Annotated in this window: 29 protein-coding genes; 12 read left to right on the top strand and 17 right to left on the bottom strand. The window is 66.0% G+C overall.

Annotated elements, in window-relative coordinates; all coding sequences use genetic code 11:
• The first annotated feature begins 42 nt into the window (after positions 1-42).
• Positions 43-633 carry a CGNR zinc finger domain-containing protein gene (locus H7J86_RS20820; RefSeq protein ID WP_267293181.1) on the top strand — a complete coding sequence of 197 codons (591 nt, stop codon included), beginning with the start codon at positions 43-45 and terminating at the stop codon, positions 631-633.
• Positions 634-653: 20 nt separating this feature from the next.
• On the opposite strand, the gene H7J86_RS20825 is transcribed toward H7J86_RS20820, so the two are convergent.
• The 4 genes from H7J86_RS20825 to cobC are packed head-to-tail and all read right to left on the bottom strand — an operon-like array spanning position 654 to position 4,634.
• Positions 654-1,736 (bottom strand): bifunctional RNase H/acid phosphatase, encoded by a 1,083-nt coding sequence (locus tag H7J86_RS20825; protein ID WP_267293182.1) that lies wholly within the window; start codon positions 1,734-1,736, stop codon positions 654-656.
• The gene (locus H7J86_RS20830) at positions 1,733-2,461 is read right to left on the bottom strand and encodes a zinc ribbon domain-containing protein (protein WP_187096096.1); all 729 of its coding nucleotides are present in this window, start codon (positions 2,459-2,461) and stop codon (positions 1,733-1,735) included. The genes H7J86_RS20825 and H7J86_RS20830 overlap by 4 nt, the downstream gene beginning before the upstream one ends.
• Entirely contained in the window at positions 2,461-3,588 is a 1,128-nt protein-coding gene (locus tag H7J86_RS20835) for a Nif3-like dinuclear metal center hexameric protein (RefSeq protein ID WP_267293184.1), read from the bottom strand. The genes H7J86_RS20830 and H7J86_RS20835 overlap by 1 nt, the downstream gene beginning before the upstream one ends.
• Positions 3,585-4,634 (bottom strand): Rv2231c family histidinol phosphate aminotransferase CobC, encoded by a 1,050-nt coding sequence (cobC, locus tag H7J86_RS20840; RefSeq protein WP_267293186.1) that lies wholly within the window; start codon positions 4,632-4,634, stop codon positions 3,585-3,587. The genes H7J86_RS20835 and cobC overlap by 4 nt, the downstream gene beginning before the upstream one ends.
• 16 nt (positions 4,635-4,650) lie before the next feature.
• On the opposite strand from cobC, the gene H7J86_RS20845 reads away from it, so the two are divergent.
• From H7J86_RS20845 to H7J86_RS20855, 3 genes are read left to right on the top strand one after another with little or no spacing between them, the layout of a single operon-like run.
• Positions 4,651-5,316: an HAD hydrolase-like protein gene (locus H7J86_RS20845; protein WP_187096099.1), complete on the top strand. Its 666-nt coding sequence runs from the start codon at positions 4,651-4,653 to the stop codon at positions 5,314-5,316.
• Positions 5,309-5,827 carry a low molecular weight protein-tyrosine-phosphatase gene (locus H7J86_RS20850; RefSeq protein WP_308204854.1) on the top strand — a complete coding sequence of 173 codons (519 nt, stop codon included), beginning with the start codon at positions 5,309-5,311 and terminating at the stop codon, positions 5,825-5,827. The genes H7J86_RS20845 and H7J86_RS20850 overlap by 8 nt, the downstream gene beginning before the upstream one ends.
• Positions 5,824-6,660, top strand: coding sequence for an SURF1 family cytochrome oxidase biogenesis protein (locus tag H7J86_RS20855; RefSeq protein WP_267293188.1), 837 nt, complete (start codon positions 5,824-5,826; stop codon positions 6,658-6,660). The genes H7J86_RS20850 and H7J86_RS20855 overlap by 4 nt, the downstream gene beginning before the upstream one ends.
• On the opposite strand, the gene H7J86_RS20860 is transcribed toward H7J86_RS20855, so the two are convergent.
• On the bottom strand, positions 6,605-7,564 hold the full coding sequence (locus tag H7J86_RS20860; RefSeq protein ID WP_267293190.1) for a cobalamin biosynthesis protein: 960 nt from the start codon (positions 7,562-7,564) through the stop codon (positions 6,605-6,607). The two genes, H7J86_RS20855 and H7J86_RS20860, sit on opposite strands and share 56 nt — an antisense overlap.
• Before the next feature lie 37 nt (positions 7,565-7,601).
• Here H7J86_RS20860 and H7J86_RS20865 point away from each other — a divergent pair, with 37 nt between their 5' ends.
• Entirely contained in the window at positions 7,602-8,429 is an 828-nt protein-coding gene (locus tag H7J86_RS20865) for an oxygenase MpaB family protein (protein ID WP_187096102.1), read from the top strand.
• Between the two features lie 11 nt (positions 8,430-8,440).
• Positions 8,441-8,836: a VOC family protein gene (locus H7J86_RS20870; protein ID WP_187096103.1), complete on the top strand. Its 396-nt coding sequence runs from the start codon at positions 8,441-8,443 to the stop codon at positions 8,834-8,836.
• Here the strand turns inward: H7J86_RS20870 and H7J86_RS20875 are convergent.
• Positions 8,767-9,399, bottom strand: coding sequence for a TetR/AcrR family transcriptional regulator (locus H7J86_RS20875; protein WP_267293192.1), 633 nt, complete (start codon positions 9,397-9,399; stop codon positions 8,767-8,769). The genes H7J86_RS20870 and H7J86_RS20875 overlap by 70 nt on opposite strands.
• 137 nt (positions 9,400-9,536) lie before the next feature.
• Here H7J86_RS20875 and H7J86_RS20880 point away from each other — a divergent pair, with 137 nt between their 5' ends.
• A complete protein-coding gene (locus H7J86_RS20880; protein ID WP_267293194.1) occupies positions 9,537-10,565 on the top strand; it encodes an aldo/keto reductase in 1,029 nt (342 codons plus the stop codon).
• Positions 10,566-10,799: 234 nt separating this feature from the next.
• Positions 10,800-11,534 (top strand): class I SAM-dependent methyltransferase, encoded by a 735-nt coding sequence (locus H7J86_RS20885; protein ID WP_267293195.1) that lies wholly within the window; start codon positions 10,800-10,802, stop codon positions 11,532-11,534.
• Here H7J86_RS20885 and H7J86_RS20890 read toward each other — a convergent pair.
• The 4 genes from H7J86_RS20890 to H7J86_RS20905 form a co-directional block, all read right to left on the bottom strand.
• Positions 11,473-12,810, bottom strand: a complete 1,338-nt coding sequence (locus H7J86_RS20890; RefSeq protein WP_267293197.1) for an NAD(P)/FAD-dependent oxidoreductase — start codon at positions 12,808-12,810, stop codon at positions 11,473-11,475. The genes H7J86_RS20885 and H7J86_RS20890 overlap by 62 nt on opposite strands.
• Before the next feature lie 163 nt (positions 12,811-12,973).
• On the bottom strand, positions 12,974-13,261 hold the full coding sequence (locus H7J86_RS20895; RefSeq protein ID WP_267293199.1) for a DUF1905 domain-containing protein: 288 nt from the start codon (positions 13,259-13,261) through the stop codon (positions 12,974-12,976).
• Positions 13,262-13,270: 9 nt separating this feature from the next.
• Positions 13,271-13,918, bottom strand: coding sequence for a class I SAM-dependent methyltransferase (locus tag H7J86_RS20900; RefSeq protein WP_267293201.1), 648 nt, complete (start codon positions 13,916-13,918; stop codon positions 13,271-13,273).
• A gap of 33 nt (positions 13,919-13,951) precedes the next feature.
• Positions 13,952-14,476 (bottom strand): P-loop nucleotide/nucleoside kinase family protein, encoded by a 525-nt coding sequence (locus H7J86_RS20905; protein WP_220388597.1) that lies wholly within the window; start codon positions 14,474-14,476, stop codon positions 13,952-13,954.
• 244 nt (positions 14,477-14,720) lie between these two features.
• On the opposite strand from H7J86_RS20905, the gene H7J86_RS20910 reads away from it, so the two are divergent.
• Together H7J86_RS20910 and H7J86_RS20915 are read left to right on the top strand one after the other, a co-directional pair.
• Complete coding sequence (locus H7J86_RS20910; RefSeq protein ID WP_267293202.1) at positions 14,721-15,404, top strand: GAP family protein; 684 nt, start codon at positions 14,721-14,723, stop codon at positions 15,402-15,404.
• Between the two features lie 188 nt (positions 15,405-15,592).
• Complete coding sequence (locus tag H7J86_RS20915) at positions 15,593-15,976, top strand: DUF4345 domain-containing protein (protein WP_267293897.1); 384 nt, start codon at positions 15,593-15,595, stop codon at positions 15,974-15,976.
• An 84-nt stretch (positions 15,977-16,060) separates the two neighbouring features.
• On the opposite strand, the gene H7J86_RS20920 is transcribed toward H7J86_RS20915, so the two are convergent.
• Positions 16,061-16,624 carry a hypothetical protein gene (locus H7J86_RS20920; protein ID WP_267293204.1) on the bottom strand — a complete coding sequence of 188 codons (564 nt, stop codon included), beginning with the start codon at positions 16,622-16,624 and terminating at the stop codon, positions 16,061-16,063.
• 287 nt (positions 16,625-16,911) lie between these two features.
• Here H7J86_RS20920 and H7J86_RS20925 point away from each other — a divergent pair, with 287 nt between their 5' ends.
• Complete coding sequence (locus H7J86_RS20925) at positions 16,912-17,475, top strand: shikimate kinase (RefSeq protein WP_267293206.1); 564 nt, start codon at positions 16,912-16,914, stop codon at positions 17,473-17,475.
• Positions 17,476-17,592: 117 nt separating this feature from the next.
• Positions 17,593-18,210 carry a nucleotidyltransferase domain-containing protein gene (locus H7J86_RS20930; protein ID WP_267293208.1) on the top strand — a complete coding sequence of 206 codons (618 nt, stop codon included), beginning with the start codon at positions 17,593-17,595 and terminating at the stop codon, positions 18,208-18,210.
• A 119-nt stretch (positions 18,211-18,329) separates the two neighbouring features.
• Here H7J86_RS20930 and H7J86_RS20935 read toward each other — a convergent pair whose 3' ends face one another.
• The 6 genes from H7J86_RS20935 to H7J86_RS20960 form a co-directional block, all read right to left on the bottom strand.
• Complete coding sequence (locus H7J86_RS20935) at positions 18,330-19,382, bottom strand: protein kinase family protein (protein ID WP_267293210.1); 1,053 nt, start codon at positions 19,380-19,382, stop codon at positions 18,330-18,332.
• Complete coding sequence (locus tag H7J86_RS20940) at positions 19,375-19,908, bottom strand: GNAT family N-acetyltransferase (protein WP_267293212.1); 534 nt, start codon at positions 19,906-19,908, stop codon at positions 19,375-19,377. The genes H7J86_RS20935 and H7J86_RS20940 overlap by 8 nt, the downstream gene beginning before the upstream one ends.
• 112 nt (positions 19,909-20,020) lie before the next feature.
• Positions 20,021-20,815, bottom strand: coding sequence for an HAD family hydrolase (locus H7J86_RS20945; protein WP_267293899.1), 795 nt, complete (start codon positions 20,813-20,815; stop codon positions 20,021-20,023).
• 62 nt (positions 20,816-20,877) lie between these two features.
• Complete coding sequence (locus H7J86_RS20950; protein ID WP_267293214.1) at positions 20,878-21,363, bottom strand: GNAT family N-acetyltransferase; 486 nt, start codon at positions 21,361-21,363, stop codon at positions 20,878-20,880.
• A 3-nt stretch (positions 21,364-21,366) separates the two neighbouring features.
• Complete coding sequence (locus H7J86_RS20955; RefSeq protein ID WP_267293216.1) at positions 21,367-22,092, bottom strand: Type 1 glutamine amidotransferase-like domain-containing protein; 726 nt, start codon at positions 22,090-22,092, stop codon at positions 21,367-21,369.
• Between the two features lie 420 nt (positions 22,093-22,512).
• Complete coding sequence (locus H7J86_RS20960; RefSeq protein ID WP_267293218.1) at positions 22,513-23,190, bottom strand: hypothetical protein; 678 nt, start codon at positions 23,188-23,190, stop codon at positions 22,513-22,515.
• Between the last annotated feature and the right edge of the window lie 3 nt (positions 23,191-23,193).

Genomic DNA, 23,193 nt, shown 5'->3' on the forward strand with positions numbered 1-23,193 from the left:
GCATCGCCCTAACGGTGTCAATGCTGAGATATCGTTAGCAAGGTGAGGGAACCGTCGAGGCTGGACAGCGCGCAGGCACTTGGGTTCCCCGTGGCCGATGAGCCTCTCGCGGTGGACCTCGCCGACACGCTCATCACCGCGACCGACCCCAGTACGGATCTGCTTGCCGATGAGGCGACCTGCCGCCGCTGGTGGGACCTTCAACGTGATCGACTGCCCGAGGGCGCCGGAATACCGTCGCTTTCGGCGACCGCCGAACTGCGCCAAGCCGTTCGGGACATTCTCGACGCTCACGTCGGCGGCACCGCACCCAGGCAGACAAGTATCGACCGGGTGAACGTGGCCGCACAAGCTTGCGCGTCGACGCGCAAGCTTGTGCGGACCGGCAGCGGATGGGCGTCCGAGACCACGCTCATCGCACCGCACGAGCCCCACCAACTGGCGTTGGCGGCGGTTGCCGTGAGTCTGATCGAGATTCTCGCCGGACCCACGCCAGACCGATTGCGGCGGTGCGCGAACCCGACGTGCAGCATGCTTTTTCTTGCGCAGGATGCCCGCAGGAGATATTGCACCCAGAACATCTGCGCCAATCGGGCTCGGGCAGCCCGGCACTACCGCCGCCACCACACCTGAGCGGCGCTACCGCGGCAGGATCACACGGTCGGCAGATACGCCGTCTGGTTGACCAGCCGCACCGAGGCCAGCCCGTCGGGGTAGAACTCCGCGATGCTCAGCGAGGCGAGGTCCAGATGCAGCCGGTAGAGGATGCCGGCACTGCCGTCCAGGGCAAGGCGCAGAAGTGTTTTGATCGGCGTCACGTGCGACACCACGAGCACCGTGGACCCGCCGTGCTCGGCGACGATTCGGTCACGTGCCCGGCGCACCCGGCGCGCGACGGCGTCGAAGCTCTCCCCGTCCGGGGGTGTGATGCTCGTGTCGCGCAGCCACCGACCGTGCAGTTCCGGATCCCGTTGCACCGCTTCGCCGAACGTCAAACCCTCCCAGGCCCCGAAATCGGTTTCGATGAGGTCGTCGTCGATGGTGACGTCCAGACCCAACACCTTCGCCGCGGCGGCCGCAGTGTCATGGGCCCGCTGCAGGGGTGAGGAGATGACGGCGGACACGCCGCCCTGCTCCCCCAGGTAACGCGCCGCCGCATCGGCCTGCGCGCGACCCAGTTCGGTCAACGGCGGATTGCCGCGGCCCGAGTACCGCCGGTCCACCGACAGTTCGGTCTGGCCGTGCCGCAACAGCATCAGCCGGGTGGGCTCGCCGCGCGCACCGGTCCAGCCGGGTCCCGAGCTCGACCCGGCGGGTTTGTCCCCCGGGTCGTCCTGCGCGGCGTCCATCGCCTCGTTGGCCAGCCGGTCGGCGTGGGAATTGCGGTCCCGCGGAATCCACTCGTAGCTCACCGCGTCGAACTGGCGGGCCGCCTGGGTGGCTTCGCGGTGCAGCTCCAGCAGGTCGGGATGCTTGACGCGCCAGCGGCCCGACATCTGTTCCACCACCAGTTTGGAGTCCATCGAGACCGCCACCTCGGTGGCGCCGACCTCGGCTGCCGCCGTCAAACCTGCGATCAGACCCCGGTATTCGGCGACATTGTTGGTCGCCATGCCGATCGACTCGCGGCGTTCGGCCAGCACCGCGGAATGGTCCGCGCTGAAGACGACCACGCCGTAGCCCGCGGGTCCCGGGTTGCCCCGCGAACCACCGTCGGCCTCGACGAGAACCTTCACGGCTTGATCCGCAGCAGGATCGCCCCGCATTCCGGGCAGCGCAGCACCTCGTCCTCCGCGGCCGCCGAGATCCGGGCCATCTCACCGCGGTCGATCTCGATCCGGCAGGCGCCACATCGCTTGCCCTGCAACAGACCGGCGCCCGGACCACCCTTGGCCCGCTGCTTCTCGTACATCGCGACCAGGTCGGCATCCAGACCGGAGGTCAGCTCGGTACGGCGCAGCCCACCGACATGGCGGGCCTGGTCGATGACGACCAGCGCCTCATCGCGCGCCAATTGCGCCGCAGACAGATCGTTGTGCAGGGTGTCGATGCGGGCGAGCGCCTCGGACCGCTGGGCCTGCAACGCTTCACGACGCTCCATCACCTCCAGCATCGAATCCTCCAGCGCGGACTGGCGGCGCTCCAACGTCTCCAACTCGTGTTGCAGTTCCGAGAGCTGTTTGGGGTTCACCTCGCCACCGTCGAGCAGCGACCGGTCCCGGTCCTCACGCTGCCGGACCCCGTCGATCTCGCTCTCCAATTTGGCGACCTGGCCGTCCAGGTCCTCCAAGGTGATGCTCAGCACGGCGAGTTGGTCGTTGGCGGCCCGGTGTTCGGCCTGCGCCTCCTCGAAACGCTGCTGCTCGGCGAGGTTGCGGGCCCGGTGCTCGACCCGGCTCAGCTCGGCGTCCAACTCGACCAGCGTCAACAGCGAACGCTGTTGGGTGAGTGCAGCTTTCATCAATGATGTCCTTCTTCGATATTCCATGGGTCGGTGCGCACCGTGCTCACGCGCACCGGAAGTTCAGCGCCGAAACGCTTCGTGAGGAGAGCGGCCGCCTGTCCGCACCACGGGTATTCACTGGCCCAGTGCGCCACGTCCACCAGAGCGGTGCCGAACTTGCGGCGGTGCTCGTCGGCCGGATGGTGGCGCAGATCCGCGGTCACGTACACCTGGGCATCGGTGCGGGCGACCGTGTCCAGCAGCGAGTCGCCCGCGCCGCCGCACACCGCCACCCGCGAGATCAGCGCTTCCGGGTCACCGGCCGCCCGTACCCCCCACGAGGTGGCCGGCAGCTGGCCACGCACCCGGGACACGAACGCCGACAGCGATTCCGGTTCGGGCAGCGCGCAGATCCGCCCGATACCGACCCCGGAGGGCAGCGGCGCCAAGGCGAACACATCGAAGGCGGGTTCCTCATACGGATGCGCGGCGCGCAATGCCGCCAGCACCCGCGCACGCACCGCCGACGGCGCGATCACCTCGACCCGGTCCTCGGTCACGTGTTCCAGGGTGCCGACGGTGCCGATGGCGGGGTCGGCGCCTTCCCGCGGCAGGAACTGCCCAGTGCCACTGGAACTCCAACTGCAGCAGGAGTAGTCGCCGATCTGGCCCGCCCCGGCCGCGAACAGCGACACACGCACCCGCTCAGCGTCTTCGGCGGGAACGAAGACCACCCACTTGTCCAGGCCGGAGCGGGACTCCGCCGGCGCCAGAACGTCCTGCACCACCAGGCCCAGCGCCTCGGCCAGCGCGTCGGAAACCCCGGGCAGCGCCGCGTCGGCGTTGGTGTGCGCGGTGAACAGCGATCGCCGCGAGCGGATCAGCCGGTGGATCAACGACCCCTTGGCGGTGCTCGCCGCGACCGTGTCCACCCCGCGAAGCAGCAGCGGGTGGTGCGCCAGCAGCAGACCGTCGTCGGGCACCTCGTCGACCACCGCCGCGGTGGCGTCCACCGCGATGGTCACCGACGACACCGGCTCCGACGGGTCACCGCACACCAGGCCCACCGAGTCCCAGTCATGCGCCAGCGCAGGCGGATACGCGGCGTCGAGGACCTCGATCACGTCGGACAGCAGGACACTCACCGCAGGCCCTCCACCAGTAGCGGCCACTCCGGCCGGACCGCTGCTCGCAGATAGTCACCCTCGAGCCCCACGAAGGTGTCGCAGCGGCGCACCGCAATCCCCTTGCTGTCCAACTGTTTGCGTGCCAGTTCGGCGTCGGCGACGCGCATCAGGACGAACGGGGCGCAGCCGTCGACCACCTCGATGCCCGCCGCCCGCAGTCCGGACACCATCTCGGTGCGCAGTGCCGCCAACCGGCGGGCGCCGGCCTCGGCCTCGGCGACGGCCTCCGGGGCACAGCATGCGGTCACGGCTTCGAGCTGCAGCGTGCCCAGCGGCCAGTGCGCCCGCCGGGCGGTCAACCGCTCCAACACCTCGGGCGCGCCCAGTGCATAGCCGACTCGTAGTCCGGCCAGCGACCACGTCTTGGTCAGGCTGCGCAGCACGACGACGTCGGGCAACACCAGCCCGGCCGCCGATTCGGGCTCCCCCGGCACCGCGTCGGCGAACGCCTCGTCGACCACCACGATCCGGCCCGGGCGGCGCAGCGCCAGGATCTGCTCGCGGGTGTGCAGCACCGAGGTGGGGTTGGTCGGGTTGCCGACGACCACCAGATCGGCTTCGTCGGGCACTCGGGCACCGGTCAGCGAGAACGGCGGCGCCAGCACGACGTGTTCGGTCGGAATGTTCGCGGCGCTCAGCACCGCCTCGGGTTCGGTGAACGACGGGGCGATCAGCGCGGCCAGGGTCGGCGACAGGTGCGGCAGCAGCGCGAACCCCTCCGCGCCCCCGGCCAGCAGCGCCACCTCGTCCACCCCGCGGCCGTGCCGCTCGGCAACGGCTCGCACCGCCCGGTCGGTATCGGCCGCGGCGGGATAGTGGCCCAGATCACCCAATCGTGCACTCAACCGGTCCACCAGCCACGACGGCGGCCCCTCGGCGCGCACGTTGACCGCGAAGTCCAGCATGCCGGGCGCGACGGCCTGATCGCCGTGATAGCGCGCCGCCTGCCGGACCCCGTGAACCACAGCACGACAGTAGTGCGCCGCAGGACACCACAGGTACATCGGCGACAATGAACGGGTGACTGACACGGTGATCGAGACCCCGCAGCTGGTGTTGTTCGACCTCGACGGGACCCTCACCGATTCCGCGGACGGCATCGTGGCCAGCTTCCGGCATGCGCTGGACACCGTCGGCGCGCCGGTGCCCGACGGCGACCTGGCCGGCCGGATCGTCGGGCCGCCGATGCACCACACGCTGAGCGAGATGGGGCTCGGCGACCGTGTCGAGGCCGCGATCACCGCCTACCGCGCCGACTACACCACCCGCGGCTGGGCGATGAACAGCCTGTTCGACGGGATCCCGGCGCTGCTGGAGGATCTGCGCGCCGCGGGCGTGCGCCTGGCCGTGGCCACCTCGAAGGCCGAGACGACCGCGCACCGCATCCTCACCCACTTCGGCCTGGACGGCTATTTCGAGGTCATCGCGGGCGCCAGCTCGGACGGCAGCCGGTCCGCCAAAGCCGATGTGGTCGCGCATGCCCTGGCCCAGCTGAGCCCGCTGCCCGAGCGGGTGCTGATGATCGGCGACCGCTCCCACGACGTGGAGGGCGCCGGTGAGCACGGTATCGACACCGTCGTGGTCGGCTGGGGTTACGGCGGCACCGATTTCGACGGCCCCGACGCTCCCGCGCCGCTGCACCGGGTGTCGACCATCGCCGACCTGCGGGAGGTGCTGGGTGTCTGACCGGCGGGCGGGAGCGCAGCGACCCGGGGAACAGCTTGTGCACGTCACCTTCATCTGCTCGGGCAACATCTGCCGGTCCCCGATGGCCGAGAAGATGTTCGCCCACCAGATCTCCGAACGCGGCCTGGCCGATGTGGTGCGGGTGACCAGCGCGGGTACCGGTGGCTGGCATGCGGGCGAGCCCGCCGACCGGCGCACCAATCAGATACTGCGCCAGCACGGATACCCGACCTCACACAGTGCGGCCCAGATCGACGACGACCACCTGGCCGCCGACATGGTGATCGCGATGGGCCGCAACCACGCGCGCTTCCTCAAGGAGATGGGGGTGCCGCCCGAGCGGCTGCGGATGATGCGGTCGTTCGATCCCCGTTCGGGCGCCTTCGCCCTCGATGTGGAGGATCCGTACTACGGGTCGCTCACCGACTTCCAGGACGTGTTCGACGTCATCGACGCGTCGTTGGGTGGGCTGCACGATTGGGTCGACGAGCGGTTGGGTTCTGGGCGATGAGGCGCTGGGCGTTCCTGTTCCGGCCCCAGTGGCTGGCACTGTTCGTCGTGGTGATCGCGTTCGCGTGGCTGTGCTTCACGGTGCTGGCACCCTGGCAGTTGGGCAAGAACACCAAGACCTCTCGGGAGAACTCGCAGATCGCCAGCTCGCTGTCGGCCGACCCGGTACCGCTGACCAGCGTTCTGCCCCATCAGGATTCGTCGGCCCCCGATCAGCAGTGGCACCGGGTCAGTGCCACCGGGCACTATCTGCCCGAAGCACAGGTGGTGGCGCGGCTCCGGTCGGTCGACGGGGATCCGGCCTACGAGGTGTTGACCCCGTTCGCGGTGGACAACGGGCCGACGGTGCTGGTGGACCGCGGCTATGTCAAACCAGACCAAGGCACTGCGTTGCCGCCGTTCGCCGCCCCGCCGGCCGGCCCGGTGACCATCGTCGCGCGGCTGCGTGATGCGGAGCCCGTGCTCACCGGCAAGGATCCGTTCCGGGCCGACGGTGCGCAGCAGGTGTACTCGATCAATCCGCCCCAGGTCACCCAGGTGACCGGGGTGCCCCTGGCCGGTTCGTATCTGCAGTTGGTGGACAACCAGCCCGGCGGCCTCGGAGTGATTCCGCTGCCGCACCTGGATGCCGGGCCGTTTCTGTCCTACGGCATCCAGTGGATCGCCTTCGGCATTGTTGCGCCGATCGGGCTGGGCTATTTCATCGTCGCCGAGGTGAAGGCCCGCCGCCGGGAGAAGGCCGGTGGCAAGCCTGACGCCCAGCCCGAGGTGCCCGACGTCACGCCCCAGACGACCGAGGAGAAGCTCGCCGACCGATACGGGAAGCGACGCTGACCGCAGCCACGGTGGCCAGCGCCTGTACGGCGCGCGACAGCCGCACCGCTCGGCGCAGATCACGCGCTTGGGGTGCGGGACCGTCACCGAGGGTGGGGCGCATCTCGAGGCGGTGCGCGTATTGGGTGGGTCCGCCCAACTGCACGCGCAGCGCTCCGGCGAACGACGCTTCGGCGACTCCGGCGTTCGGGCTGGGGTGCTTTCCGGCGTCGCGACGCCATGCCCGCCACGCCGCGGCCGGCGCGCCGGACACCGCGACCACGCACAGCCCCGTCGCACGCGCCCCGAGATAGTTCATCGCGTCATCGAATCGCGCTGCGGCCCAGCCGAACCGCTCGTACCGCGGCGAATGGTGACCGATCATCGCATCGAGGGTGTTGGCGCCCCGGTACACCAGCAGCCCGGGCACCCCGGCGACCGCGCCCCACAGGATCGGCGCCACCTGCGCATCGGAGGTGTTCTCGGCCACCGATTCCAGGGCCGCCCGCGCCAGGCCGTCGGCGTCCAGCGCGGCCGGGTCCCGGCCGCACAGCGACGGCAGTAGAGCCCGGGCGCGAGCGAGGTCGTCATCGCCGAGCCGGTCGGCCATCTGCGCACCCGTACGGGCCAGCGAAGTTCCGCCCAGCACCGCCCAGGTGCTGACCGCCGTGATCGCAAAGGTCCACGCCGGGCCGCGCCGCGCCGCGGCCCGCTCGGCCGCCACCCCGACCGCGCCCAGCGCGCCGAGCAGCACCGCAGTGTGGACGACGCCGGCGGACCGGCGGTCGGCGTAGGTGTGTTTCTCCAGGGCCGCGGCGGCCGCTCCGAAGGCTGCCACCGGGTGGCCGCGCTGCGGATCGGCCCAGCACAGGTCGGCGAGATAGCCGGCCGCCAGTCCGGCCGCACGGGCAGTGTGTTCAAACACGACGGGCAGCGTCTCACAAGGTGCTCTACTCGAGTACATGAGGCTGGGACCACCGCGCCGTCCGCGACGCGTCATCGACCTGCTCAATCCGGCCGCGGCGCTGGTGCCCGCCGCGAACGTCATCATGCAGTTGTCGCTGCCCGGCGTCGGCCATGGGGTGTTGGAGAGCCCGGTGGACAGCGGCAATGTGTACATGCATCCGTTCAAACGGGCCCGCACCACCGGCACCTACCTGGCGGCGGCCACCTACGGCACCGACGCCGACCGCGCGCTGATCCGGGCCGAGGTGGACCGCGTCCACGCGCAGGTCCGGTCGCGCCCGTCAAGCCCGGTGCGCTACAACGCTTTCGACCCGAACCTGCAGCTGTGGGTGGCGGCGTGCCTGTACCGCTACTACATCGACCAGCATGAGTTCCTGTACGGGCCGCTGGATGACCAGTCCGCCGACGCGATCTACGCCGACGCCCGCACGCTGGGCACCACGCTGCAGGTGCGCGAGGAGATGTGGCCGGCGGACCGGGCCGCGTTCGACGACTACTGGAAACGCACACTCGACGATCTCCGGATCGACGAACCGGTGCGTGAGCACCTGCACGGTGTGGCGTCGGCGGCGTTCCTGCCGACGCCACTTCGGCAGTTGGCCGGCCCGCCGATCCTGTTCGCCACCAAGGGATTTCTGTCGTCGCGATTCCGCGCCATGATGAATCTGGACTGGACGCCGGACGACCAGCGCCGGTTCGCCTTGCTGTTGATGGGACTGCGTATCGCCGATCGCGTCGTGCCGCGGGAGGTCTGGCAGTTCGGCTATCGGTTGTACCTGTGGGATATGCGGACCCGGGCGCGCCTGGGTAAACGAGTGGTCTGAAAGGGGTAGTCATGTCATTCGCGGCACTGAACCATGTGGCGGTCACGGTCAGCGATATCGGCGTCAGCGGGCCTTGGTACCGGGCACTGATCGGGTTCGATCCGGTGCTCGACGAGCACACCGACGCCGGCTTCCGGCATCTGGTGTGGGCGCTCGACGGCGGCACGTTGTTCGGTATCCACCAGCACGACCGGGCGATCGAGCCGGGCGAGTTCACCGAGTTCCGGGCCGGGCTGGACCACGTGGGGTTCGGCTGCGCGTCGCGCGCGGAGCTGGAGTCATGGGCCTCGCGGCTCGACGGGCTGGGCATCGCGCACGGTGGCGTGGTGGACGCGCATTACGGGTCCGGGCTCAGCTTCCGGGATCCCGACGGGATCGCGCTGGAGTTCTTCGCGCCGCCGGAATAGTCCGCGCGCATTCCGTCGATGAAGAGTCCGACGAGCCGCCGGTTGTAGTCGAATTCGACCCCCGGTGCGGGCTGACACAGCAGCGTGACGCCGTACAGCGCGTCGTGTGCATCGATATCGGAGCGGATCTCGCCTGCGTCACGGGCCGCGTCGACGAGTGCGGTCACGACCGGGTCCATCTGCTGCTTGAAGTAGGCGAAGAGGGCATCGGAACCTGGGGCGGTCGAGTTGAGCGCGCCCGCGAGACCGCGCTTCGTGGAGACGAATTCGGTGAACCGGAACAGCCACCGCACCAGCGCTTCCAGTGGCGGATAGCGTGCCGCGCAGCGCGGCCCCTCGGCGGCGCAGGCGTCGATCTCGTGGGCCAGTACCGCGGCGACGAGATCCGCCCTCGTCGGGAAATGCCGGTAGAGCGTACCCACGCCGAACCCGGCTTCGTCGGTGATCTCCTTTGCCGGGGCATCGACGCCGGAGCGCGCGAAAACCGTCTTGGCCGCCTCAAGCAATGTATCGAGGTTGCGCTGCGCATCGACGCGTTTCTTGCGCCCGCTCTCAGTGCCCATTCTTGACCATCCCGCCCAAGCGATTGTTTTCCGGAACTTCATTCCGTATATTTCCGGAAAGGCGTTCCGTTTTGTGGTCAGCATAGGACATGGGGGCGCCCAAACCGACCATCCGAGCTTCCCCAGGGGGACGTGTCATGCGCTACCGCAATCTCGGCCGCACCGGAATCAGGGTCAGCCCCTATGCGCTGGGCGCGATGATGCTCGGGGCCCCAGCCCAATTCGGCAATCCCGACCACGACGACTCGATCCGCATCATCCATCGCGCACTCGACGCCGGGATCAACCTCATCGACACCGCCGACCGCTACGCCGACTCCGAAGTGGTCGTCGGCAAGGCAATCAAGGGCCGCCGGGACGACATCGTGCTGGCCACCAAATTCAGCGGCGCCATGGGCGACGATCCCAACCGTAGGGGCACTTCCCGGCGGTGGATCATGAAGGCCGTCGAGCACTCGCTGCGCCGCCTGCAAACCGACTACATCGACCTGTACCAGATCCACCGACTCGATCCAGACACCGATCTGGAGGAGACCCTCTCCGCGCTATCCGACCTGATTCATGCCGGCAAGGTACGCGCCATCGGCTCGTCCACCACCCCGGCGTCCGATCTGGTGGAGGCACATTGGATCGCCGAGCGGCGCGGGCTTGAGCGCTTGCGCTCCGAACAGCCGCCGTACTCGATCCTCAACCGCGGTATCGAGACCGAGGTGCTTCCGGTCGCGCAACGCTTCGGCATGGGTGTGCTTGCATGGGGCCCGCTGGCGCAAGGCATGCTCACCGGCCGGGTGCGAAAGGGCCGGCGTACCGACGCTCGCCGCGCCGATCTGATGAAGGTGTTCAGTGACGAACGGCGCCTCGACGCCGTCGAGCAACTCATCCCCCTGGCGGCCGACGCCGGCCTGTCGATGCCCCATCTGGCGATGGCGTTCTGCATCACCCATCCCGGCGTCACCAGCGCAATCATTGGGCCGCACAGCATGTCTCAGCTCGATGACCTGCTGTCCGGGGTCGACGTCACGCTCGACGACGACCTACTCGACCGGATCGACGAAATCGTCCCACCCGGCACCGACGCAGGTCGCCTGGACCAGGCCTATCTGCCTCCCGCGCTACAACAGGTTCCGCTTCGACGGCGGCCGCTCACCGACCGATCGGTGGCCTGACCGCCGTCAGATCGACCGACCCCTCGTGGCTCGGGATACCAGGCACGTACCCCGCGGGGCGCCAATTCTTCGTCAGCCAGATAGTTGACGCAGCCGGGACCACCGGAGAGCATCACCACATCGGGGCCGTCACCCACCACGCCGACATGCAGGGCAACCTCGTCCCTCGATCTCACGGAGACGGCCTTCATGATCTCGAATCCCCTTCATCACCCGGTGTCCGAGAATGGAGCAGTGCCTGATGCCGTTGGACCTCATCCACAGTACGACGTCTTCGCAGACGAATTCCTCGAGCACGCCCGCAGCGGCCTGTTCAACGCGCACTACGACCGACCCGCATGTCTGTCGCTCTTGGGTGACGTTTCTGGGGCGACCGTCCTGGACGCGGCGTGTGGACCAGGGCTCTACGCCGAGGAACTGACCGCACGCGGTGCCAGGGTGATCGGTTTCGACCAGAGCCCGCGCATGGTCGAACTGGCGGCACAGCGCGTTCCCACGGGCGACTTTCGCATCCACGACTTGGCCACGCCACTGGATTGGGTCGCCGATCAATCGGTCGACTTCGTGCTCTTCGCCTTGGCCCTGGAGTACGTCGATGACAGGGTGGCGGCGTTACGCGAACTTCGGCGCGTCCTTCGCCCCGACGGTGCTCTGGTCCTGTCGCGCCAACATCCCACCGGCGATTGGATCCGCCACGGCGGCAACTACTTCGAAGCACGCGTCATCGAGGAGACGTGGAGCCGTGGATGGCATGTCCGCTACTGGCTGACACCACTCGAGCACACCTGCGAGGAGTTGCACCAAGCCGGCTTTCTCATCGAGCGACTGCTGGAACCGCGGCCCACCGAGCAGGCGGCGGCCATCGACGAACAGAGGTACGAACAGCTGAACCGAGAGCCCACCGGCTTCATTGCCATTCGGGCGATCCCGAATCCGCGGGGAGACCGGGCATCAGCCGGCGCACGTTGACCAGCAGGATCCGCGCGAACAGCGATGGCTCCTGCAGCCGGGCGGGTGGGTCGATAAGGCTGCGCACGCGCAGAAACCGTTCGGCCACGGCGATATCGGCGCCCGCCGCGGTCAACGCGGCCCGCTGAGTCCAGGCACGCAGCCGATGCTTCAGGGTGCGTTCACTGTCCGGCACCGGTTCGCGATCGTTGGCCCGATTCGCCGCCCACACCGGCTCGATGTGTTCAGCCGCGGCGCCGTAGAACCGCCGGGCAATATCGCTGCGCCCCGCGCGCAGACAGTCACGCAGGGCGAGCGCCTGCAGCGCCGCCACCGTCATCCCCTGCCCGTAAAGCGGGTTGAGGTGGCACAAAGCGTCGCCGAACACCACCAAGCCATCCGGCACTCTGGCCACTCGGTCATAGCGTCGCCACACCGCGGCCGTGTCGCGTGAAATCGAGATCTCACCCACTGGCGTCGCGTCCCGAAGCCCCGCCACGATGCTCTCTGGGAGCATCTCCTCGGCGGCGGCCAGCATGCCCGCGAAATCTGTTGGTGGGCGGCCGAGTTGAGCGGGACGTGCGATCGCCAACATCCAGGTGTCGTCCTCGTACGCCACCAGCAGCGCCGCCGGAGCCCGGATGCCGCCGTTGATGAACGCCATCCGATGTGCGATACTGCCCGACTCGATGTGCATCAGATGGCTGGAGTAACCCCACACCGACGGCAGCTGTTCCTCGTGCCCCACGCCGAAACCTTGGCGGTTCAGATAATGCGTTGCGCGCGCTGACCGGCCCGTCGCGTCCACCACCAACTCGGCCGGCAGATCCGTCGTCCTGTCGTCAGCACGGTCGACGATGCGCACCCTCGTGACCGCGCCGCCCTCGATGACCGGTTCGATCGCATCGTGGTTGTCGAGGATCGTGACATTGGCCAACGCGGCAACGCGGCGTCGCACGTGAAATTCCATGAACGGTCTGCTGCCCTGGTAAGCCGCCAGGGATTGCGGATCCGCCAGCCGGCCGGTGGGATTCAACTCGTACCCGGCCACGCGGACGTAGACCCGCGACAGGTCACCTCCGACGTCGACTACGGCGCCGGCCGCAGCCAACTCCTCCAGCAGACCGGGAAACAGCGCACCGAACTCCTGGGTGCCGCGGCTGAGAAAGTTGTGCAAATGACGCCCTTGGGGCACCCCGGTACGTTGCGCAGGTTGGTCAGGCAGTGGATCGCGCTCGACCAGCGTCACCGACTCGTAGAACTCCGAGAGCACCCGGGCGGCCAACAGGCCCGCCATGCCCGCACCCAAAACCACTGCCTGCGAACCCACCTCAACCATCACGGTCCCCCTCGGGTAGCGGCGCAGATGCGCCGTCGGCTCCCCCAGCCGAGTCCCGACCGTACCTCGAGATTAAGAAAAATAAGAGAAACTTGTGGTTACGTTAAGATCGGCCGTCCGACTAGGGGCCGACGTGCAGCCGAACCCTCACCTCATCGCCATCGTCGATACCTTCGGGACGGCGTAGCGCGATCTTCAGCGGTACCAGATAGACGCCGTCCTTCGGGATCAGTGATGTCGTCACCTCGGTGTCGCCGATGCGCACCCGCGCAGGGATGACACCCCAGCCGTAGGTCAACTCGCCGAGGTGAGCCCGCAGGAAGTCGTCGACATGTGCGGGCGTGGCGACGAAGAAATACGGTGCGGGGCCACGCCACTGGAACACCTCGGCCTCGAACTCCCAGTCCACGGCTCCACGCTAAGGCTGCGGGAGCTTCGGCGCGCGCGGAAGCGCAGCCAGCAGATATCCACGAAGGGTCGCAACCTCGTGTGGATAGGGCTGGCGTTCTATGTAAGCGCTCAGCACGAATCCAGCCGATTGAAGGCTGCCCTCAACGAAGCCACGTCGGTAGAACTGGAAGTCCAGATCAACTGGGCTGCCCAGCATTTCCTCGACGTGGCGAAGCTCATCACCAACGTGGAACGAGACCAAGACTGTTCCACCGGGCCGGAGAATGCGGGAAAACTCGTTGAAGACGGCGGCCAGCTCGGTTGGCGCGATGTGGATGATCGAATACAGCGCGACGATTCCGCCCCAGGCATCATCAGGGAAAGGCAGTCTGCGCATATCTGCCACCTGAAAGTCGACGGCAGGATGTGCAGCTCGGGCGGTACCGATCATGCCGGGTGACAGATCGAGCCCGATTGTTCTGGCGCCGCGGTCATGCAGATAGCGGGCGACGTGGCCGGGACCGCAACCGATGTCGGCAATCGCACCGAGACCGTCGACCGCGGAAACAACGAGGTCAAGCAGCGCACGGTCGAGCGGTTTGTCTGCGAGTTCGCCGAGGAATTGGTCGGCATAGCGTTTGGCGACGGCGTCGTAGCCAGCCTGCGTGTTATCCACAAACCCTCACCTCTCGGTCTCTGCGCGGTCGAGCTAATGGCCAGGATGCAAGGATGACGCCGAAAGCGCGGAAACCACATCCTCCACGAGATCAGTGATCGACACCTCCGTCGAGGTATCCAGCACGACCACGGGAGTGATGCTCAGCGGTCCGGCGTTCACCGCCCAACCTTCCCAATCGGTGTTCAGCCGCTCGCGGTCGCGATGGATCTCGTGGCGGGAGCGCTGCCGGTAGCGCTGCCTGATGATGTGCTCGGGAGCGGTGCACCATACTTCAACACCGCGGTTAGCACCGGAGCGGCGCAACCCGTTCACCGCATGTTGCGTGTCGCGGATTCGGTACCACCACGATTCAACAACCACCATGCCGTTCAGTTCGGCAGCCTGCGACCACATCAGTTCTGAGGCAATCGCGCCGAGGTGTGAGCCGGGCAGATCCGTCTCTGTCTCCGCCAGCTGCTCCTTGACGGAGTCTTTGGACAGAAATGGCGCCGACATCGCCGCAGCGAGAGAAACGCCCGCAGTGGTCTTACCCACGCCCGGAAGGCCATTGATCATGACTACTTCCCGGGCCACGTCATCACGATGCCATATGCGGCAACCGCCGAGTTGCGGGAAAACGAGGGTGAGCGCGTACGGTACCTCACCGCCGACCGCTGGTATGGCTATCCCACGATGCCGCCGACGAAGACGCAGCACCACGTGATTGCTTCTTAACGGGGCCCCGTAGGGTCGGCGAGATAATCGTCTGTTGTGCGTCGGGGCCACCGTCGCTCCGATGGGCCGGGGGGCCACGATCACGATGACTGTGCTGCTGCTGACGTTGACAGGGTTCGCCTTGCTCGACTCCCTCAGCGTCCTGAACATCGGGGTCGTTTCCGCGGTGGTGTACGGGAGCCGGTTAAACCGTCAATCGGCCTTGCCTGGTGGCGTGAGCTTCATTGCCGGTGTCTTCGCCGTGACCACTGTCTTTGGCCTGAGCGCCGTGCTCGGCCTCGGCCTACTCACCGATCTGACCAACTTCAACCTGACGCCCACCCTGAGGTATTGGGGGGAGTTCCTGGTGGGACTGATCCTGATCGGCTTGGCGTTCTTCCCCCTGGTCGCCCAATCGACGGCACCGGGATGGGCGATGGCGGCGATGCGTCAGCGGCCTTGGTTGCTCGGGTTTGTGGGCGCTGCAGTGGGCTTAGGCCAGGCTTCCACGGCCGTGCCCTATCTGGCTGGCTTGGCCATGATCGCCGCACACCAACCCCGACCACCGGAATGGCCGATCATCGTCATCGCGTACTGCGTCATCGCGGTATTGCCGTGCATGCTTGTTCTTGCGCTCTCGACCAGCCGAAGTAAACGGGCCGATCGCGCCCAGCGCCTCTTGGTGCGAACCTTGACCCGGTACGGGCCCATCGGAGTCCGCGTTCTCTTCCTCGTTGCGGGGGTCGCGTTGATTTCCGACGCAATCGTGCACCGCAACCAGTGGTGGTAACGCTCAACGCAGCAGGCGTTGGGTGGAATCACCCGCTGTTCTGGATAACTATCGACTACGAGACGTAGTAGTGCTTCACTGGAAACGTGAGTAATCACGCTTTGACATCGCCGTCAAAGTCAGCGACGCCCCTACCGCCCGACCGGATCTCCACGACCCAGCGCGACCACGGACGCCGTTGGCTGCAGGTGACTCTTGGTGTGCTCTCGGTTATCCCTGCCCTGTCAGGCTTGGCCGGGATTCTGGCAGGTCCGAAGGCTCTGCCGGGTGACAAGAGTCAGCTGGATGCAACGGCCGACAGCGAGTACCGGTTCGTCAATGCCTTCTGGTTAGCCACCGCTCCGGTAATTTGGTCAGCCATCCCGCACATCGAACAACGAACAGGGCTCGTAAGGCGTCTTACGGCCGTCGTCTTCATCGGCGGCCTGGCGCGCCTTGTCTCGTGGCGAACGACGGGCCGACCGCACCACGTCTTCGTCGCGGCAACTGCACTCGAGCTCGTCTGCGTTCCGGCCGTGATGGTTTGGCAATCCCGTATTGCGCGCCGCGCAAGAGAAACCTCACCGCGCTGAGCCGCGCGACACAGTGGACTGGCCGCTCGGAGCGCAGGTGGAAACTCATGCCGGCGCTGACCTTGGCTTGTAGATCAGAGAGCGTCATTCGCCCGGCTGGCTGTAGACCATGAATCCGTAACGTTGCAGCGGCTCCAGCATCGGAGAGACCGACCAGCCGTTGCTTTGCACACCTTCCTCAGCACGGGTAGCAATAACCAGAAGCTGCCCACGATCAGCGCCGAAGCAATACCACTGAAATCCGTTTCGTGCGAGGTCGCGCTGCATCGGCGGCTCCGAACGATACCGAGCCACCAGCAGGAACGGGTCGCTGGACTCGCGATTTCGTGACCGGCACTGCGCGCTGAATGTTGCATCTCGCAATGTCAGTCCCTGCGTGGCAAACAGATACAGGTGGCCCAGTCCCTGGAAACGGCTGCCACCAATGCTGATTCGTCGAAGCTGTGGCTCGCACACGGAGGGCAGCCATTCCGCCGGAGTCCCAGATACGGCGTTCACATTCTCGAACCTCGGATCCTGCTTGGGACCGAGAATTACGGGAGTACCCGCGATCAACCGGGCGGGCATTGCGGTGACGATGGTGACGCTTGCCAGAAGTAAGCAGCCCAAAACCGCCGCCAGTCTCGCCGCCAGACTTGTCGCTGTCATCTCGAACTCCTCTGAGCCACAGGCTACGCCGCCTTAGCCGGCGTTTGCTGCGCCGCGGGGCGCTTGACCCTCGCACTGCGCCGACGAAGTCGGCGTGCTCGCCGGGGGCGGACCGCTTACGCTGCTACAGCAAGAGATGGCCGATGCCCTTGCCCGGTGTTGCACTTCGACGAGGCGATTGTTGTCACGAGCGGGGTTGAAAAGTTCCGCATCGCCTTCCGGCGGCGACCTTATGTTCGAGATCGCCAATGCTGCCGTAGTGCGTAACGAACGAAGGCGGTATCCAAGTGGAACTCGACTCCCGGGCCCAGAACAATCTGAAGACCTCCCCGGTTGATCTCTTCCCCACCGAGCGTTTCAATAACGCCATGCCTGCTCACACCGCCGTCCTGGTGACCGGAATGTCAGGCGTGGGAAAGACGACCGCCCTCGACGAGTTGGCGCGACGTGGGTACACCACCGTCGACACCGACGACGCCCACTGGATTGACATCGTCGATGGGGAGCCGCTGTGGCGCGAACCGCTCATCAACGACCTACTGAGTCGACCGCCTCAGACACCCATATTCATCCAGGGCACCGTCGCCAACCAGGGCGCCTTTTACCATCGCTTCGACGCGATCGTTCTGCTCAGCGCACCGCGTGACCTCATCTTCGATCGTCTCGCTAGGCGTACCAACAACCCGTTCGGTAAGACGCCACAACAGCGCCAGCGGATCGCCGACGACATTGCCGAGGTCGAGCCGCTACTTCGACAAGCGGCCACCCACGAGATCCAGACAACCCGGACGCCGGCCGAAGTCGTCAATTTGTTGATCGACATCGCAGTAGGCCAAGCAACAGCGCATTGAGGACATCAAGATTGGAATCCCCCGACTCGGAGACAATCGGGACATGCCCTCACTAACCGCCGACATCAGCGCAACCAAAGTGCTCGCACGCCGACCACAGCCCACTCCGGCCAACTCATGAGTGGCCGAGAACTCACCTCAGCTGAGATCACCGGGCTTTGGCATGCGTGGACCCCGGCCGAAGTGTCACGCCGACTCTCCTCCGTCGCTGCGCCGTGGTGCGTCACCGCCGGATGGGCGCTAGATCTATTCACCGAAGGCGCAAAACGTGAGCACGACGACATCGAAATCGCGGTGCCAGCATCACGATTCGGCGAGATCCAGGAAGCGTTACTCGATTTCGAATGGGACGTAGTCGGTGATGGCCGGGTCTGGCCGTTCCCTGAACAACGCGACACCCACTTTCAAACCTGGCTCCGGGAACCTGCAACGGGGATCTACCGCGTCGACGTCTTCCGTGAGCCAACAATCGCTGGCAGATGGGTCTGCCGACGCGATACCTCGATCACCCTGCCCTACGAACAAGTCATCCTTCGGAACCAAGATGGCATCCCATACGTCATTCCCGAGGTGGCATTGCTGTTCAAGGCCAAACATCTGCGGGACAAAGACCAGACCGACTTCCGCAACGTGCTCCCAGCAATGGACCCAACCAGAAGAAGTCGACTTCACAAATGGTTGTCTCAAGTTCACCCCGGCCACCCCTGGATCGAAACTCTGGACGCCCAGAGGTAACACCCAGGGACGGGCCAGTCTCGGAGAACCGTCCTGGATCAGCATCAGGAAACACCGAAGAGACGAATCCCGTTGATCGACTTCGCATGTTCAACGGCGTAGCCACAGAAGTCGCGAGATCACACCATCACATCCAGTGTGGCTGCGAGCGCCCTGGACGGGAACGGTGTTTCAAAGTGACCACCGTGCAGGTGCCAGTAATGGTCGTTGATCAGTGCGGCCGTGGGCGCGAGTCGTCGGACGATGTCTGACAGTGGGCCCAACCCTTCTCCGAGCGTATCGGCGCGGGGCAGGTCCCGAAGCCACGCGTTGCGGGCACGAGCATGCGGAAAAGCCATGGCCTTGCCCAGAATCGCGTTGGCCAGTTCGGCCGCACAATATGCGACGTCGTGATCGACATGGGTGGCAAGAAAACGCCGCTCTGCGTCGTCAAGCTCAAAATGAGCAGCCGCAGCAAGGCCGAAATCGGACACGATCAGGTTTTGACCCGTCGTCATGATGTTGTCGAGGTGTACATCGAAATGCACCAAGCCACGGGCACGCATGCGTTGGGTAACGCCGAGCAGCTGCGCCACCACATCTTCGGCAGACACGGCCACATCCATTGCGCCACAACCCCATTTGCTGTCAATCCAGTCCCGTAGCACCCACGGCACGTACTCCATGAACAGCACCACAGCCGCAGTCGCTGTCGAGAGCGCCCGCAGTCGCGCTTCGACCTCCGCCGAGCCCGCCCAAAAGTTCACCGCGCGGACAATGTCGGCCTCGTCAGCTTCGCGTCGATCGATACTGGGCAGGATCCGCCAGTGGTACAGGAGCGGAAAACGGCCGTACCCGTCCTCGGCGATCCAGCCGCTGACCATCTCGTGAGTCGCGACTTCTCGCCAGGCGTTGAATCCAGCTGATCCTTCTCCGACCCCGTAGTGGTACCACGGGGGAAGACCGAACAGGTTGCGCGTGTTGCCTGGTCCAGCATCCAGTTCACGATCGGACAATCTGATTGCCTTCACGAATACCGGCATCCCGGCGACCGTGACGGACCGGGTCGCTCCCCCGATCCCGACCCGTGGCCACGTGCCTGCATCCAGCAGACGGCGTATCCCATCGTCCGAAAGTGCGGACAGTTTCGCCGCGATCGTGTCGCGACTGGCCAACCGATCGGGCTCACCCATCAGATGCTGTCTGATATGTCGGGCCCTGCCGCACCAAGTAGATCAGCGGCCGGCCGCGATCATCGACGGTCTCGTGGTGGCGTTGAAAGCCAAGCTTGTCCAAGACACGCAGCGAGGGTTCGTTCCATCCGCCGACGGTTGACCAGATTCGGCTGCGCCCCGTGGCGAATGCCGCGTCCATCACCGCCTGAGCCGCCTCCGTTGCATAGCCGCGACCGTGGAATCGCTTGAGCAGTTCGTAGGCGATCTCGGGTTCGTCGAGGCTGCACCGCCCGATGATGAGACCGCAGTACCCCAGCGGTTCGTTGTCAGTGCGGCGACGAATGGTGAGTAGCCCGATGCCCGTTTCGCGTGCGCGGCTGCGTTGCTCGGCCAACCTGTGGCGGACATCCGCCACTGACTCGGCGGTTCCGCCCTCATGCTCACCAAGCAATTCATGATTCCACTCAGCGTCGCCCTCGTCGCGCAACTGCAGGCTCAGTCGCTCAGTGAGGATCGATGGTTGCATCGCGAAGTACCGCATCATCGGACTCCTGCTCTCGCGGTCGTACCCAAAGCTACCGAACGTCCGGGGCGGCCATCATCGAATATCACCAGCGGGAGCAGCGTTGAGCGCCCGGGACGTCGTCGCTGTTGAATCACCAAAACCATTGCGACAGCGCAGTAGCCAGACCGTCGTCGGCGCCAGGTGGGCAAACTTGGTCTGCTGCAGCCTGTACTTCGGCCGGCGAGTGGCCCATGGCCACGCCGTGAGCGGCCCAGGTCAGCATCTCCGTGTCGTTGATGCCATCACCGACGGCCAAGGTCTCAGTTCTCGGTACTCCCAGCTCGACGCGTAGCCGCTCCAGCATCGCGGCCTTACTTACTCCGGCTGCGGTCAGGTCAGCCAGTGGCTCATCGGAATAGCAGCAGCAACGGACTCCTGGAATATCGACGCCGGTCAGAACATTGGCCAGCGTCCGGCCGCTGCGCCCGGGCCAATGCACTGCTAGCCGCGTCGTCGAGGTGGCAGCCAACTCATCGAGGCTCAGTAGTTCGACGTCACCGAAGTGCATATCCGCATCGTCGACCAGACCGGTGGCCCTCACTCCGACTCCGGCGTTCTCCGCCACCAAGACGGCGCCAGGCAGCCGATCGCGCAGTACCGCGATCGGATCGCGCAGGTCGAACTCGATGCGCTCGACGACCCGCCCGGTAGCGGCGTCGAGCAGCGTCGCGCCGTTGGAGCAGACCGCGAATCCGGCGGAGAGATCGAGTTCACGCAGGAAGGGCATTGTTGCCGGGGACAGCCTGCCAGTGCACAACACCACGTGGGCACCTGAAGAAACGACAGCGCGCACTGCCGATCGCACGGCGGCGCTGATCGTTTCGTGCGCCCGAGAATCAGTGGCCGGCGCGACGTGCAAGGTGCCGTCGATGTCGAGGACCACCATTTCCGGGCGCCCCGCCGCGAACGTCACACCGCATTCTACGACCGGCGGCCACCGGAATCGGCTCACTCAACCTCTGAGGGGTGCGAGGCCAGCGATGAGTCTCGAGCCTGCATCTGGATTCGTATCTGCGGCGCTGTGCCCGTTCGAGCGACTTCGACGAACCCCAGACGGTGGTAGAGCCGGCGAGCGCCGGCATTGACTTCCAATACCCGCAGCCGCACGCTCTTGTGTTGCGCGAACGCGTCATCGCGGATGCGTTGCAGGATGCGCCCTCCGATGCCGCGGCCTTGATGGTCTGGGGCGATCTCGATCAAACCGACGTAGAGGTGATCGTCGTGGTGGTCGACGTTGAGGCGCCCGATATCGACGCCGTTCACGACGATGACCTGGGTGACGTCCACGTCGAGCGTGCGCTCCAGATACGAGCGTTGGTCGGCGTCATCCCACCCCCACACCCGGTCGACATAGGGCCCCAGAGTGTTCTTGTGCAGGCGGAAGAAGAACTCGAAGTCGCCGTTGTTGGCGGGCCGAAAGTCTATCGAGTCCACGAGCTACAACCGCCGGACATCGAGCGCGGTCTCTACTGCCGCACCGTCGCGCGCATCTACGAAATACGCCCCTGCACCGCCCTTTTCGGCAACGGCTTCCACGAACTCGTTGCCGCGATAGAGCAACCCGGCACCGTCATCGGTGGCGTAAGCGGCGGGCAACACCCCGCCACCCACCAGTTCATGCAACAGTGGGCGGCGCTGATCTTCGGAGTCGTAGTGCACACCGTTGGCGTACGGCACGAAACCCAAGCCGTTGGTAACCGGTTGGAGCTGCGGCCCGAACGAATCGGTGGTGCCGCCTGCATGCCAACAGATCGATCCCGCCGAAACCCCGGTCAGCACCACCCCTGCCTGCCACGCCGTGCGCAGTGCGGCATCGAGTCCGTGCAGGCGCCACATCGCCAGCAGACCGGCGACACTACCGCCGAACACCCACACCACATCGTGCTCCAGGAGATGCGCGGTGATGTCGGCGACGGTGGGCATCGGGAACAACGCCACGTGCGAGGGGATGAAACCTCGGCTTTGCGCCGCCTCGGTGAGATGGTGCAGCACGGCTTTGTCGTCACCCATCGCGGTGGCCAGCAGACAGATCCGCGGTGCGCGACCGTTGACGCCGGATAACTCCACCGCGAAGTCAGTCAGCGCGGTGAAGGTGAAGCGAGTCCGCCGTCCCGGGCCGATTCCACCACTGGTCGCCAGAATGGTTGGGGCGTCCGCAGGCATAGAGCGACCGTAGGCGGGAGTTTCACGCTGTTCAACTGAATACGGCTGGGTTGCTACGCCTTCTGCGGTTGCGGTGGCTTCCAACGCCCGTTGAGGGCTCCGGCGACAGGAGTGCTTCCTCCGGCGTCGAGAAACGGGTCCACCAGGAAAAACAAGAGTGGGCGCGGACGGTATCGAACCGCCGACCGCTGGTGTGTAAATGGTTTTCTGCCCTATTTGTGGCGTCTCTGCTGGCGTATTCTCGTCGCATCTTTGCAGTTCAGCGCGTCGCAGCCGTTTCGCGACGTCGATGGTCTTTCGCCGGTTTTTGCGCGTCTTGGCACACTCTCGGCACAACGGGGGGTTGGTCGGAGGCGGTCATTTCCAGGGCGCCAGATGTTGCACGCAGGCTCGTCTGGCCCTCGCTCGGGCTCGAATGGATCAGCCACCGGCGAGCAGCCGTAGTGCGGCGTGGCCGCGACGCGCAGTCGTTGTGGTGGCGATCCATGACGAATGGTCAAGACTTTGCAGGGCCGTCCACAACGCCTGGATGCGTCGGCGGTCGTTGCCGATCATCCGAGTGCGGTCACCAATGGGATCGGTCGCCGCGCACGCTAGAACCGCGGCATCATCGAGGTGTCGTCCGCGGTCTCGGGTGTCTTGCGTGTATGCCGCGCCTTTGAGCACCAGTGCCCCCAGGACATCGGGAACGCTGAGCGTGATAATGCCCGCGTCGGTGTTGACCTCGCAATTCACCGTCTTGCGCAGCGCCGACGTGCCGCCGGGGATCGCGAACGCCTTGCGATTCAAGACTGTGGGGTGCCGTTGCGGTGGGAGATGGTCGGCGACCATGACGTCGACGGTTTCTGTGTCTGTGTCGCCACGGACGAATCGGTGCGCCGGCCCGTCACCAACCGGCTCCCGCAGTGTGTAGCCGAGTCGCTCCAATTCATACCGAACACTGCTGAAAGTGGTTGCGCCAGTCTCGATGTGCAACACCATGTCAACATCACGGGTGGGTCGGCTCAGCGGCAACCCCGCCTTCACGGCATGCAGCTGCACCATCAATCCACCGACCAGGGTCCACTGAGTGTGCGGGATCGCCGTGACGATCTCCACCAG

The sequence above is a fragment of the Mycobacterium hackensackense genome (assembly GCF_025822555.1).
In the GTDB taxonomy this organism is placed as follows: Bacteria; Actinomycetota; Actinomycetes; order Mycobacteriales; family Mycobacteriaceae; genus Mycobacterium; species Mycobacterium fluoranthenivorans.